This window comes from Lysinibacillus sphaericus (assembly GCF_015844675.1).
Lineage (GTDB): Bacteria > Bacillota > Bacilli > Bacillales_A > Planococcaceae > Lysinibacillus > Lysinibacillus sphaericus_E.
In genome coordinates this window covers 141,500-156,452 of record NZ_LDGC01000025.1, presented here as the reverse complement: position 1 = coordinate 156,452, position 14,953 = coordinate 141,500, and the positions used below count along the sequence as shown (strand labels likewise).

Genomic DNA, 14,953 nt, shown 5'->3' with positions numbered 1-14,953 from the left:
CAAATGATAAGCTCCCAAAGGAAAATTCCTCGGGAGCTCTCGGCATTCTGTATAATCAAAAATCCACTGCAGACGTTAACATTTTCGCAAAAGCTTATTTACATTAATGTTAGATTTCGTCTTCGTACACAGTTGACTCATCCTGTGATACCTTCGTAAGTACACCTGCCGCTACTTCTTCAAGTGCTTTCCCTACGTACTTATGAGAAACATACTTGTGTAAACGCTCAGTGTCTTGTTCCTCTTGCATTTGACGAGCACGTTTAGATGCTAAACTCACTAATGAGTATTTTGAATCGATTTCTTTTTTTAATGTATCTACTGATGGGTATAACATAGATTTATTCTCCTCTCAACATTGACAAATATCTTTTTTCAACACGTTCTCTACGACAATGCTCGGCCTTAATAATCGCATTTATACGATCACAAGCATTTGTCACTTCATCATTTTCAACTACGTAATCATAAAGGCTCATCATTTCAAGCTCTTCACTTGCAGTTGCTATACGTTTTGCAATAACCTCTGCTGTTTCCGTCCCTCGACCAACTAAACGATCCTTTAATTCCGTTAAACTTGGTGGGGCTAAGAAAATAAATAATGCATCTGGTGCCTTTTCGCGGATTTGTGCAGCACCTTGCACTTCGATTTCTAAAAACACATCACGCCCTGCATCCAGTGTTTCATTTACGTAGGCTAACGGTGTTCCGTAATAATTCCCTACAAATTCAGCATGCTCCAATAAGCCACCCTGTTCAATCAACGTTTCAAATTCTTCACGCGTCTTGAAAAAATAGTCTACACCATCTACTTCACCTTCGCGAGGATTTCGTGTTGTCATCGAGATGGAATACTCATAATTCGTATTCGGCTGAGAAAATAATTCTTTTCGCACTGTCCCTTTACCTACACCAGATGGGCCAGACAGAACAATTAATAATCCACGTTCTTTTATCATTTATTCTCTATATCTCCCTTAATTTATCACAGATACATGCAAGCTATTCGATATTTTGAACTTGCTCGCGCATCTTTTCTAAAATTGTTTTCGCCTGAACTACCGCAATGGCCGCCTCTGTTGATTGATTTTTTGAACCAATCGTATTGATCTCGCGGTGTATTTCCTGCATTAAAAAGTCTAATTTACGGCCAACCGAAATCGTTTCTTGTAATGTTTCTTCTAGTTGATTAAAGTGACTATCTAATCGGTCCAATTCTTCGGTGATGTCCACACGTTCTGCAAATATTGCTACTTCGGCAAGTAGACGATCTTCTAACAAAGCTCCATTCGCCACTTCAGTAACTCGTTCCAATAATCGGGTACGATATTTTTCTACAGCTAGGGAAGCACAAGAACGAATCTGATTCACTTGTTCTTTTAACTGTTCTTTATATTGTACAACAACATCATGCAATTCTTGCCCTTCACGCTCACGCATTTGAATGAGCTGTTCCAGCGCTTTCATAATAGCCTTTTCAACAGCACAAAGTAAATCCTCAGGTGTAAGCTGTGGCTTTTCCTGTACAAGCGCTTGTTCAAGCGATAGTAGCTCTTGCATCGTCCATTTTTCTTCTAGTGGTACTTTATTTGCTAATTGCTCTTTTGCCTTACGATACGCTTCAATTAATGACCAATTAATTTCAATAGATTGCTCGGCGTTATCTAAGTCCTTAACATAAACCATCACATCAATTTTGCCACGTGACAAAGCTTTCGAAATTAATTTCTTTGCAAAAATTTCTGCTTCAAGCCATTCTTTCGGGAATTTTGCATTAATTTCTAAAAATCGATGGTTGACCGAGCGCATTTCTACTGTTAATTGAAAGTCTCTTGTTGTTGTGACACCTCTGCCAAAACCAGTCATACTACGCACCAAGGTTCGTCACACCCTTCTTTGCATACTGGGATTATTATAACATAAGCTCTGACGTTTATGACGTAAAAAATAGATCAATTTCGCCTTGGCGTAATTGTTGCTGTCGCTTCGCTTTCGCACAGATAAACAATGCGTCCGGATTTTGAATTGTGCCAGCACAATTCATTCCTTTCAAAATCCGTGACATCCCCCGGAGGCCTCTATCTTCATTCAGTGGGTGATTGGACACTCACTGAATGAAGTTAGAGCAAAAGCTAATTCTACCACAATGGATGCTATATTTTAATATTCACCTAAAAAATGCTATGATAAACATAAGAAAAAATTCATTAGCAAAGCATAGAGATGACATTTGTCAAAATGGATGCATGTCTAGATGATGATTAAAGTGAAAAACAGGCGACTCCTCGGGGGAAAGCCGATTCCCGTTACGGGCTACTTGCTTTTCCCGCTGACGCTTCTCTTTCGCGCAGAGCAAGGCCTCCTGCGGGCGAGCGTCGAGCCGCTTCCTCCGCTAAAGGAACGAAGGCTAAATGCGTCACGTCCTGTGACAATGCCTTCGTGACCAACATCATGTTGGCCTCAGGGTCTCGTCTGTCTCGCTTTCCCGCGGGAGTCAAGTAGCCCTTCACTACAATCTGCTAAAAATGGGCACTTATAAGCAGAATATCAACAAAAAACCCTTTAATTGCTCAAAATAATGTTTTCTAATCAACATTTCTTCTCAAATCAATTCAGTTACACTCTAAATAATTTGAGAAGATAAAAGTGGTTAATCAATACACCTGATCAATTATGCCTCGGCATAATTGCATTCGGAAACGGCTTTGTGCTTTGACCTGCAAATGTTTTTTGTGCGAAAGCGTAGTGCTAACGCAGCGACAGCAACAGATGTTTTTTGCGCGAAAGCGTAGCGGCAGCAAATCTTACAAATTGATCCATATCGGAATTTAGGGATAACATTTTGCTAATATGTATGTCATGCAAATAAGTTGATTGGAGTGGATGCTGGGCGACTCCTCGGGGATCAGCGATTTAGAGGAACGGAGGCTAAAAGCATCACATCCTGTGATAACGCCTCCGTGACCAACATCGTGCTGCTGCCGCTACGTTGCACTCACGCTTTCGCGCAAAAGACATCTGTTGGCCCGAGACCCTGCAGCGAAGCGAAGCGGCTCATCGGACGCCCCCAGGAAGCTTTGCTCTGTGCGAAAGCGTAGTGTTAACGTAGCGGCAGCAACAAAGCGCCCAGCCGGAACGGAAATCAACCACATAATTTGGTGAAAAAAATTTGCTACAAAATTAAAATAATAAATACGAAAGTACCAAGGATGCTTATATCGTTGGAAAGAGGAATTCATATGGCATTTGACGGCTTATTTACTTATTCAATGACAGCCGACCTACAACAATTAGTATCAGGTCGGATTACTAAAATACATCAACCAAACGCTCAGGAAGTTGTTCTACATATTCGTGCGAACGGAAGCAATCATAAATTACTTTTTTCGATTCATTCTTCATACGCACGTGTTCACCTTACTGAGCATTCTATTGAAAATCCAGCAGAACCCCCAATGTTTTGTATGCTGTTGAGAAAGCATATAGAGGGTGGTTTTATTTCTTCTATTAAACAGCACGATTTTGATCGTATTATAATAGTAGAAATCGAAAGTAAAAACGAAATTGGCGACCCGATTGTAAGGGAGTTACATGCTGAAATTATGGGCCGTCACAGTAACCTATTATTAATAGATAAAGAGCAGGGAAAAATAGTCGACAGCTTAAAGCATTTACCACCATCCGTAAATAGCTTCCGTACAGTATTACCTGGTCAACCTTATATCGCACCACCCGCACAAAATAAATGGCACCCTTTAACAGTAACCGACGAACAAATTACACTATTTTTCTCAGAACCAAAAACGGCTAAGGAAATTGTTTCGCAATTTACAGGTTTCTCACCTATACATGCTGAGGAATTATTATTCAGATTTACAGACACAGATGATCGTGTAAATTGCTTTAAAAATTTTATAGCTTCCTTTACTAATGGTGAAGCAAAGCCAATGTATGTAGTCGCTAATAATAAAACTTACTTCTCACCAATCGCTCTAACGCATTTACAAGGAGATGTAACGATTTATCCGAATGTCCATGAGCTACTTGACCGCGTATTCTTTGCTCGAGCTGAGCGTGATCGTGTCAAACAGCAGGCTGGTGATTTGGAACGATGGTTGCAAAATGAAATTGACAAACTTATATTAAAAACTAAAAAGTTAAATAAAGACTACGAACGCGCATCAAAGCTAGATCAGTTCCAATTATATGGGGAGTTACTGATGGCGAATGTTTACGCGTTTGAAAAAGGTGTAAAGGAAGTAACTGTCACTAACTATTATAGCGAATCTGGAGATGAAGAAATCATCATTCCAGTGAGTGAACGTAAAACACCTATTGAAAATGCTCAAAGCTATTACACTAAATACACAAAAGCAAAAAATGCCCTTATTATGGTACAAGAACAGTTAGAAAAAACGAAGGAAGAAATAGCTTATTTTGAAATGCTTGCTCAGCAAGTACAACAAGCTGCTCCTGGAGATATAGAAGAAATTCGCGAAGAATTAGCAGAACAAGGTTACTTGAAATTACGTCATGCAAGAAAAAAGAAAAAACAAACGAAACCAGAGCCTGAACGTTATGTCTCTTCTACAGGTGTAGCAATATCTGTTGGGAAAAATAACAAACAAAATGACATGCTTACATTTAAAATTGCTAAACGTACAGATACCTGGTTGCATACGAAGGATATTCCTGGCTCACATGTTGTCATCCATACAAGTGAACCTGACGAAACAACATTACGAGAAGCTGCAACACTTGCTGCCTATTTTTCAAAAGCAAGAGACTCTTCCTCTGTTCCAGTAGATTACACTGAAATACGTCAAGTAAAAAAACCAAATGGTGCTAAGCCTGGTTTTGTTATTTACTTTGAACAAAAAACTTTATACATCGATCCAGATGAAGCTGTCATTTTACAATTAAAAAAACAGTCTTAATGGTTGGAATACGATACGAATTGTATCGTATTCCTTTTTTATTGCGATGACCACGTAATCTGGACTATACATCTATTAATTCCCCTTTTAACTTGATTGACTTTATAGCTATTGTTTCCTATTATAATAACGCTAAAAAAACTCGTGAATAATCCGAACTGTTTATTCCGAGCGTTATTGACTTCCTCCTCTCTTAATGGCTAAATTTAAATAAACTATAAATGGTATTTTAGAAAGGGCGTATTTCTATGTCTGTAGGTAAAAAATTAAGCTTTGGATTTATCACCATCATCCTGACCTTAATTATTTCATTAGTAATTATGTTTATTCAATTCTCAAATATTGATAAGAAGGTAGAAAATGCGCTAGAAAATCGTGTAGCTCTAGTAGAATTAGCTAATAATATTCAAACTGCTCGAGCAATGCAAGGTCTTTACATTCGGGCAATACTCATCGAAGACTCAGCAGCTAATAAAGATAACTTTACAAAGTATGCTAAAATGCTAGATTCGTATGTAATTGAGACGATGGAAAAATCTGATTCATCCAAAATGGAGACTTATGCAAAAGATTTAAATACATATAATGAAGCTTTTAACAAAGCTGCTGAAGAAGCACTAGCACTTCATGATGGCGGAAATTTAGAAGAAGCGATACAAAAAGTTAATGGCGATGTCCAACAAGCAAACCAAGATTTGTTAGCAGTATCAGAGAAAATTGTAAGTTATCAAAAAAATCAACTTGATATTGTCACGAAAGAATCTAAGGAAACAGTATCAAATGCACAAACAATCTCAATCATCGCGATCATCATTGGTGTAATACTTGGAATATCCTTAATGTTTTATGTACAGCGTACAATTTCACGACCTTTAAAATCCGTCGTTCTTGCTGCCAATAATATTGCGAATGGTGAATTATATCATCAAGATATTTCCCACCAATCTAAAGATGAAATTGGACAACTATCTACAGCATTTAACGTAATGAAAAGTAGCCTACGAGGTTTATTAACAAATATTCAAGGTAATGCGGAACATTTATCAGCTTCTGCGGAAGAACTATCCGCCTCTATCGAAGAGATTTCTGCTTCTGCTGATAAAATTACTGTACGAATTAACGGGACGGCAAATACGGCATCTACTGCTACAATTGCCGCCAATGAGAGTGCACATGCTATGGATGAAACAGCTGTAGGTGTACAGCGAATAGCAGAGGCTACTCAACAACTCCACCAAAGCGCAGTGACAACAACTGAATTAGCGAATAACGGTAATAGTAAAGTTGATGAGGCTCAACAACAGATGAACGTAATTTATGATTCTACCCAAATGATTAACAATCTCGTTCAAAAATTAAGTAAGCAATCAGAAGAAATAGGCAATATTACTACAGTCATTACAGCCATCACAGATCAAACGAATTTATTAGCGTTAAATGCTGCAATCGAAGCTGCACGTGCAGGTGAACATGGAAAAGGCTTCGCTGTCGTAGCTGACGAAGTTCGTAAACTAGCAGAAGAATCAAAGCAATCAGCGAATCAAATTGTTACCTTGACACAAGAAATCCAAGAAGATACCCAAAATGTAGAAAAAGCTGTCGAAGATGGGCTACAATCTGTTACAGATGGTGTAAAAATCATTGGGGATGCTGGCAACTCTTTTGAAGCAATCGTAAAAGCGATTAATATGATGACAAATCAAATAGAAGACATTTCAGCTACTTCTGAAGAAATCTCTGCAAGTGCTGAGCAAGTAGCTGCCTCTGTTTCAGAAATTGCTCATGGTGCTTCTTCAAGTGCTGCTAATACACAAATCATAGCCGAAGCTAGTGAAGAACAAGCAGCAACTATGCAACAAATAAATCACGTTGCTATAGATTTAAGTGAAAAATCCTCAGACTTACAAACCCAAATTAACCAATTTAAGCTTTAATCATTCAAGCAGAGAGTTCTTTATTCTCTGCTTGTTTTTGTCCCAGTCCGTATTTCTAATCAAAAACGCGAGTGCAACGAGAGGACACTGATAGTAACTAATATTGTTTAACACTTTGGTTATCCACTACTTTCTTAAGAAATCGTCCATCTATATTGTTTCTAATCACTTTGCTGTTTATTTTTAGGAAACCCTCCATTTAGTAAATAAAATATGGTAAAATTGACCACGTAAATGAACTAAGTAATTTTCTACTCATTAAGTTCTACTTACGTAATTTTTAGTAACTATATGTAGAAGCTTTCCTCCTAAGCAAGACAAATGGACTTCTCCATAAAACAACAGCATAAAAGTAATGATAATTATGTATTTTTTTCATTTAGTATAAACTCAACCCTACACTCATAAATTGATTCCATGCAACGTCTTATTTATACAATATTGAATATTCAAGTAATGTGTAAATTATTTCAAAAAAACATATTTTCATTAACTAACGTACATTTATTCTTTAAGAGCAGCACATTTTGTCATACATATACTCTACTTCTTCTTTGTTCTCTCTTATACCGGATATTCTAAAAAAAATACAAAACAAGTTTCTTATATATCATTAATAGATAAAAACATTCATCCTTCGGGATTATAATTTGCAAAAAAACACCTCTCCGAGAATCGAAATTACTCGATTTTGCGATAATTTTCTACAAATCGACATAAACCAACCATATTACCAGCCCGTGACTTTTGGCTCATTTTTACTATAACAATATTATTATCTAAACAATATGAATTTTCGGTATAGTAAGTCTTTTCTATATTTTTATTTTATTTTTGATATTTTGAATGGATTAATATCAAATTATTGCTATGAAAGCGCTTTTATTCTTTAATGTGATGAATAGAAAAAATTTATTATCTTCTTAAATGTCAGATAATACTATATAAATTTGAATCTTTTTTATTTTGTACACAATGATTTTTTGGTATATTAAATAAGAGCTTCACAAAAGGCTTAAAATTGTATAAGGGGGATTCACATGGTTAAAAACAAAAAGTTTTTATTATTAACTGTCCTTGCAGTATTCTCACTGGTATTAGCTGCATGTGGCTTCGGTGGTGAAAAGTCTGATAATTCTTCATCTTCAGACGGCAAAAAAGATTCTGGTTCAAAAGCTAAAGAAATTAACTTAGCAATCACTTCAGAACCACCATCTTTACACCCACAACTTGCAACAGATACTACATCTAGCGCAATCCTAATCAACGTTCTTGAAGGTCTGACTGTTTCAGACATTGAGGGTAAACCTACTCCAGGTATGGCTGAGAAATGGGACGTAAGTGAAGATAAAAAGACTTATACTTTCCACTTACGTGATGCAAAATGGTCAAATGGTGATTCAGTTGTAGCAGGTGACTTCGAATATTCTTGGAAATGGGCGTTAAATCCAGAAAATCTTTCTGAGTATGCTTCTATTTTCTACCCAATTAAAGGGGCTCAAGCATACAACGAAGGAAAAGGTTCTATTGATGCTGTTGGTATCAAAGCTGAAGATGACAAAACTTTAGTCGTTACTTTAGAAAATCCAACTCCGTATTTCTTAGAATTAACAGGATTCAAAACTTATTTACCAGTTAACCAAAAAGTGACTGAAGCTAATAAAGAATGGTACACAGACGCAGGTGAAAACTTCGTAACAAATGGTCCATTTAAATTAAGCGATTGGAAACATAATGAATCTATCGTTCTTGCAAAAAATGCAGATTATTGGGATGCATCAAATGTTGATCTTGATACTGTAAATATTGATATGGTTGAAAAAGAAGCAACTGTTGCTACTAAGTATAAAGGTGGCGAGCTTGACTATATCGGTGCACCATTCCAAACAGTAGATCTTAATGCAATTGATGAGTTCAAAAAAGATAAATCTTTAAGAATCAAAGACCAAGCATCTATTTATTGGTACAAATTCAATACAAAAGACAAAGTTATGTCTAACGCAAATATCCGTAAAGCTCTTACTCTAGCAATCGATCGTCAAAAATTAATTGACAACGTAACTAAAGGTGAACAAAAACCAGCTACAGGTATGGTTCCTATAGCAGTTCCTAATTTTGAAGATGACCGTGGTTACATGAAAGATAACGATGTTGATGGCGCAAAAGCTGCTCTTGAAGCTGGTATGAAAGAACTTGGCATTAAAGATGCTAAAGATATTCAAGTGAATATTTCATTCAACACTTCTGAAGCACATGCTGCAATCGCTCAATATATTCAAGAAGAATGGAAAACAAAACTTGGTATTACTTCTCAGTTAGATAATTCAGAATGGCAAGTTTATCTAGAAAAAATCAACACTGGTGATTACCAAGTAGCTCGTATGGGTTGGGTAGCTGACTATCTAGACGCATATACATTCCTTGAAATGTTCGATACTGCTAAAAACGGTAATAACGATACAGGTTGGGAAAGCGCTGAATACAAAGGCTTCTTAGATAAAGCTATCGCTGAAGTAGATGAAGCTAAACGTATTGAGTACTTAAAACAAGCAGAAGCAGTTATTATGAAAGAACTCCCAGTTGCACCTATTTACTACTACACTAACTTGTCAGTAGTTAATGATGATATTGAAAACTTAGATCCAAATCCAACTGGTGATATTCATCTTAAATATGTAAAGATGAAATAATAGTTTCTTTTTAAGCTCTAAGCGGAGAGCTGCCTCGTGGCCACTTCGGCGCGAGTCAGCTCTTTTTAAAATACGAAGGCACTTATTTGTCAGATAATTGACAAGTAGAAGGAGGAGTTTTATGTGATTAAATATATTTTGAAAAGGCTGATGTATATACTTCTCGCGCTTTTCGTCATCGTAACGGCTACGTTTTTCCTTTTGCGTCTTGCTCCTGGTAACCCATTTGCATCTGAACGTAATTTCCCTCCTCAAATAGAGGAAAAGTTAAACGAAACGTATGGATTAAATAACCCTTGGTATATTCAGTACAAAGATTATTTAATCGATGCGGCCACTTTTGATTTCGGTGAATCTATGAAATATAAAGCGCGTTCTACTAATGATATGATTGCAGAAGGCTTCCCGGTATCTTTAACATTAGGGATTGAAGCTATGCTGCTAGCTATTGGATTTGGTGTATTAATCGGTGTAGTGGCAGCGCTTTATCATAATAAGTTCCCAGATTATTTGGCAACGACCTTTGCGGTGCTCGGAATTTCCGTTCCATCTTTCATTTTAGCTGGACTCATGCAGTATTTCCTTGCATACAAACTTCAGTTATTCCCGATTAGTGGATGGAAAGGCTTTAGTTATAGTATATTGCCAGCCTTAGCTATTGCATTTTCGCATATGGGCTTTATCGCTAAACTGACACGTTCAAGTATGCTTGAACAAAACAATAGCGATTATGTAAAAATGGCTCGTGCAAAAGGTTTAGGCAAATGGACAGTCGTCTTCCGCCATACTTTACGTAACGCCCTTTTACCAGTTGTTACCTATTTAGGTCCATTAACAGCCGGTGTTGTTACAGGAAGCTTCATTGTAGAGCAAATTTTCGCGGTTCCTGGTTTAGGTAAGCACTTTGTACAAAGTATTACGAACCGTGACTATACAGTTGTTATGGGGACAACCGTGTTCTACGCAATCATTCTTTTATTTGCGGTATTCATCGTAGATATTTTATATAGTGTAATCGATCCGCGAATTAAGCTGAAAGGAGCGAAAAAGTAATGACACAGCAACAAATCGAAAAAGATAAGTTCAAAATTGTTGGCGGAAATCATGAAGCAACTGATAAATTAGCTGATAAATCTGTCTCCTTTTGGAAGGAAGTATTTCTTCGTTTTTCTCATAATAAAATGGCGATTTTTGGTTTAATCGCTTTAATAGGTATTATTTTAATGGCTACCTTTGTGCCAATGTTTTCACAATACCACTATAGTGAGCAATTAGGTTCTTACAATGCCCCACCATCGGCAGAATTTTGGTTTGGTACAGATGATTTAGGCCGAGACATTTTCGTTCGGGTATGGGCTGGCGCTCGTATTTCTTTATTAATCGGGTTTGCTGCTGCCATTATTGACTTGATCATTGGCGTATTATGGGGAAGTATTTCTGGTTTAGCAGGCGGTCGTGTTGATAATATAATGATGCGTATTGCCGATGTTCTAACAGCTATACCTTACCTTTTAGTTGTTATTGTACTTTTAGTAGTATTAAAACCAGGTATTGTACCAATGATCATCGCATTATCTATTACAGGTTGGATTCAAATGGCTCGTATTGTTCGCGGTGAAGTCTTATCTATTAAAAACCAAGAATATGTACTGGCTGCTCGTACTTTAGGTGCACGCACAGGGCATTTAATTATAAAACATTTAGTGCCAAATGCACTTGGTGCAATTTTAGTAACAATGACATTAACAGTACCATCCGCTATTTTTACAGAGTCTTTCCTTAGTTATTTAGGGCTTGGAGTTCCTGCTCCACTTGCATCTTGGGGAACAATGGCTTCTGAAGGTAATGGTGCAATTGCAAATGCTCCTTGGCGTTTAATATTCCCTGCATTGTTCATTTCACTAACAATCTTTGCGTTTAACGCAGTTGGTGACGGCTTACGTGATGCATTAGATCCAAAACTACGTAAATAAGGAGGTGGCCGAAAATGAGTAAAACAATTTTAGAAGTAAAAGATTTAAAAATAAACTTTAAAACGTATGCAGGACTAGTTCACGCAGTTCGCGGTGTAAACTTTGACTTAAAAGAAGGTGAAACACTAGCAATCGTTGGTGAATCCGGTTCTGGTAAGAGTGTTACGAGTAACGCATTAATGAAACTAATTCCACAGCCACCTGGTATTTATGAGTCGGGGCAAATTTTATTTAACGGTCGTGATTTAGTTCCTTTAAGTGATAAAGAAATGTCAAAAGTACGCGGAAATGAAATTGCAATGATTTTCCAAGATCCAATGACAAGCTTAAACCCGACGATGAAGGTCGGACGTCAAATAACTGAAGTTATTTTACAACATAAAAAAGTATCAAAAGCTGAGGCTAAAAAACGTGCAATCGAACTTTTAACGCAGGTAGGTATCCCCTTCCCTGAAAAACGTTATAACCAATACCCGCATGAATTTTCAGGCGGTATGCGTCAACGTGTTGTTATTGCCATCGCACTTGCAGCTGATCCAAAGCTTCTAATTGCCGATGAACCTACAACAGCGTTAGACGTTACAATTCAAGCGCAAATTTTAGAGCTAATGAAAGAAATCCAAAAAAATTCGAAAACATCTATCATTTTCATTACTCACGATTTAGGCGTCGTTGCAAACATTGCCGACCGAGTTGCAGTTATGTATGCAGGTCAAATCGTCGAATATGGTACTGTTTATGATATTTTCTATAATCCTAAGCATCCATATACATGGGGTCTGCTTGGTTCAATGCCAGACTTAGATAACGATAATGATGAGCTACTACGCACGATTCCTGGTTCACCACCAGATCTTACGAACCCTCCAAAGGGCGATGCGTTTGCCGCTCGTAACGAATTTGCAATGGCTATTGACTATGAGCAAGAACCACCGATGTTCCAAGTAAGTGAAACGCACTTTGCAAAAACTTGGTTGATGCATCCTGACGCACCAAAAATCCCGCTTCCTGATGAGGTTGCTAAACGTATTGAAGGATATTTAGCAAAGGAGGCACAATCAAATGACTAAATCGAGCACAAAAAAAATTCTTGAAATTAAAAATTTAAAGCAGCATTTCGGTTCAGCAAGTAACCCTATTAAAGCTGTCGATGGTATTAGCTTCGATGTATACGAAGGTGAGACACTTGGTCTTGTTGGAGAATCCGGCTGTGGTAAATCGACAACTGGTCGTTCCATTATCCGCCTGTACGACATTACAGATGGTGAAATTATTTTCGATGGTGAGAACGTCCAAGGGAAAAAATCTAAAAATGATTTAAAGAAATTTAATCGTGAAATGCAAATGATTTTCCAAGATCCATACGCTTCATTAAATCCGCGTATGACAGCTGGAGAAATTATTAGTGAAGGCTTTACGATTCACGGTCTTTACAAAGATAAAAAAGAGCGTCGTGAAAAAGTTAATCAGCTGTTAGAGGCTGTTGGCTTAAACAAAGAGCATGCAAACCGTTATGCACACGAATTCTCTGGCGGCCAACGTCAACGTATTGGAATTGCTCGTGCGCTTAGCTTAGATCCAAAGTTTATTATCGCCGATGAACCGATATCAGCACTTGACGTATCGATCCAAGCGCAAGTTGTTAACTTATTAAAACAACTACAAAAAGAACGTGGCCTAACATATCTTTTCATTGCCCATGACTTATCGATGGTTAAGTATATCAGCGACCGTATCGCTGTTATGTACCGTGGTAAAATTATGGAAATCGGAAAAGCAGATGATATTTACAATCACCCTGTTCATCCGTATACAAAATCATTATTATCAGCAATTCCACTTCCTGACCCAATGTCAGAAAAACGCCGTCAACGTATTCCGTACAAGCATACGGAAGTTGACGATAGCGCATCTTACCATGAAGTAGGCGAGCAGCATTACGTTTATGGCACTGCTGATCTTGTGAAAACTTGGGTTGCAAGTCGATAATAACCTTAACTCCTATCAACAGTAAGCACACTGTGATGGGAGTTTTTTTATTGCTTCAGTACGCTATATTTTCCTTACAGTAAAACAATAAAAATCCCTTAAAAGGTGTCTCTATTTTTTGTGTTAGATGTTTTACAGCATTACCTTCTTGATTTAGGATTTAATACGTACTTTAATTTAAATGCGCGATTCAACTCCTAACTAAATTAACTTTTCAAAAAAATCCAATCCATATCTTCCCTTTCATTTAGCAAAATAGCTACTATTACGATGTATACACTTATAGTTCCGTCTACAATCCCTTCCTTGTATTCAATATAGTTTTCTTCTAACGAGCGATCCGGGAATGAATTGGAATTATTAAAATCTGAATTAACATGCAATATAGTTAGTAACTTTAAAATGTGTTCAATAAATTTGATATTTCCAGATTCTTTATATATCAAGAAGGTTTCATAAATTATCCCTGAAACACCGTGGCAAAATACGGTAGAAACCTTTCCTTTCTCTAAATCTAACGAGTCGAGGAACATATTGTAATTATTAATGTATTTTTCTTTAAGTAACATATCATCTATTGCCTTAGATGCTAAAATCATTGACCTAGTAATCCCCGTTAGACCGTAACACCAAGAGGAATTAATATATTTTTTATGTCTAGGTGTATTTATAAAAGGTAAGCGTTCAGGGAAAGTAAGTACACCTAAGGTTTCGAATGTATATTTTTCAAAAAATGCTATTAGATTAACTATAGTTAGATTCAAATTTTCAACTTCAAATTTTTCTAGTTTGACTATTGATAAAATTGATAAGATGCCTGATAAACCATGCGCAGTTCCCAAGTTAACAGAATCATCTTTATTTGCAGAATCACTAGAAAGTCTATCCATTTCATACTCTGCAAATAATATTATCTTGCTAACTAGTTCTTTTATTAACTGATTCATATTATTATTTTCTTTAAAAAACAGCATATATCTAACTACACCTGTTATTCCAGAAAATACATCATATGTTGAGACGTCATATTGTGAAGGGAATTCATTTAGTAATTTTCTTATTCGATTTTCTAAAACTTCATTTAATGATTTTAAGTATTGTTGGTATCTACCCTCTTTTGCTAAAGATAAAACCGATGCCCCAATTCCACTTATTCCACTGTAAAGTGAAACACCTATACTATTAAAGTCTATCTTTTTATTTAATATTTCTAAATGCCTGTGTGCATAATAGTCCCAATCATTTTTCGGATACAACTTATTTAAACTTGCATAAAAAATACAAAGTCCCGGAATCCCATCACTAAGGGTGTGAATACCTTTATCTTCAAAATTTGTTTTCAAAGTATTGTTAGCAAAGTTTTTCAAATGTTCTTCAAAAAGTATTGAACATTGTTTTTGAAGATCTAAAGAAGATGTATGCATTGGTTT

12 protein-coding genes are annotated in these 14,953 nt (G+C 36.7%); 7 read left to right on the top strand and 5 right to left on the bottom strand.

The window, feature by feature from the left end; translation table 11 throughout:
• Positions 1-109: 109 nt before the first annotated feature.
• From rpoZ to ABE34_RS25415, 4 genes are read right to left on the bottom strand one after another with little or no spacing between them, the layout of a single operon-like run.
• Positions 110-337 (bottom strand): DNA-directed RNA polymerase subunit omega, encoded by a 228-nt coding sequence (gene rpoZ, locus ABE34_RS08855; RefSeq protein ID WP_053483349.1) that lies wholly within the window; start codon positions 335-337, stop codon positions 110-112.
• A gap of 4 nt (positions 338-341) precedes the next feature.
• Positions 342-959 carry a guanylate kinase gene (gene gmk, locus ABE34_RS08850; protein ID WP_197141824.1) on the bottom strand — a complete coding sequence of 206 codons (618 nt, stop codon included), beginning with the start codon at positions 957-959 and terminating at the stop codon, positions 342-344.
• A 43-nt stretch (positions 960-1,002) separates the two neighbouring features.
• Complete coding sequence (locus tag ABE34_RS08845) at positions 1,003-1,878, bottom strand: YicC/YloC family endoribonuclease (RefSeq protein ID WP_197141822.1); 876 nt, start codon at positions 1,876-1,878, stop codon at positions 1,003-1,005.
• Positions 1,879-1,933: 55 nt separating this feature from the next.
• A complete protein-coding gene (locus ABE34_RS25415) occupies positions 1,934-2,065 on the bottom strand; it encodes a hypothetical protein (RefSeq protein ID WP_276569487.1) in 132 nt (43 codons plus the stop codon).
• 1,174 nt (positions 2,066-3,239) lie between these two features.
• Here ABE34_RS25415 and ABE34_RS08840 point away from each other — a divergent pair.
• The 7 genes from ABE34_RS08840 to ABE34_RS08810 all read left to right on the top strand — a co-directional run bounded on the left by ABE34_RS08840 (position 3,240) and on the right by ABE34_RS08810 (position 13,523).
• Positions 3,240-4,937: an Rqc2 family fibronectin-binding protein gene (locus ABE34_RS08840; RefSeq protein ID WP_197142055.1), complete on the top strand. Its 1,698-nt coding sequence runs from the start codon at positions 3,240-3,242 to the stop codon at positions 4,935-4,937.
• A gap of 248 nt (positions 4,938-5,185) precedes the next feature.
• Complete coding sequence (locus tag ABE34_RS08835) at positions 5,186-6,871, top strand: methyl-accepting chemotaxis protein (RefSeq protein ID WP_197141821.1); 1,686 nt, start codon at positions 5,186-5,188, stop codon at positions 6,869-6,871.
• Positions 6,872-7,911: 1,040 nt separating this feature from the next.
• Complete coding sequence (locus ABE34_RS08830; RefSeq protein ID WP_197141820.1) at positions 7,912-9,561, top strand: peptide ABC transporter substrate-binding protein; 1,650 nt, start codon at positions 7,912-7,914, stop codon at positions 9,559-9,561.
• Between the two features lie 123 nt (positions 9,562-9,684).
• Positions 9,685-10,614, top strand: coding sequence for an ABC transporter permease subunit (locus ABE34_RS08825; RefSeq protein WP_197141819.1), 930 nt, complete (start codon positions 9,685-9,687; stop codon positions 10,612-10,614).
• The gene (locus ABE34_RS08820) at positions 10,614-11,534 is read left to right on the top strand and encodes an ABC transporter permease (RefSeq protein WP_206700716.1); all 921 of its coding nucleotides are present in this window, start codon (positions 10,614-10,616) and stop codon (positions 11,532-11,534) included. Before ABE34_RS08825 ends, ABE34_RS08820 begins: the two co-directional genes overlap by 1 nt.
• A 14-nt stretch (positions 11,535-11,548) precedes the next feature.
• A complete protein-coding gene (locus ABE34_RS08815) occupies positions 11,549-12,604 on the top strand; it encodes an ABC transporter ATP-binding protein (protein WP_197141818.1) in 1,056 nt (351 codons plus the stop codon).
• Complete coding sequence (locus ABE34_RS08810; RefSeq protein ID WP_197141817.1) at positions 12,597-13,523, top strand: ABC transporter ATP-binding protein; 927 nt, start codon at positions 12,597-12,599, stop codon at positions 13,521-13,523. Before ABE34_RS08815 ends, ABE34_RS08810 begins: the two co-directional genes overlap by 8 nt.
• Positions 13,524-13,729: 206 nt before the next feature.
• Here the strand turns inward: ABE34_RS08810 and ABE34_RS08805 are convergent, their stop codons facing one another.
• The gene (locus ABE34_RS08805) at positions 13,730-14,947 is read right to left on the bottom strand and encodes a lanthionine synthetase C family protein (protein ID WP_197141816.1); all 1,218 of its coding nucleotides are present in this window, start codon (positions 14,945-14,947) and stop codon (positions 13,730-13,732) included.
• Positions 14,948-14,953: the final 6 nt, after the last annotated feature.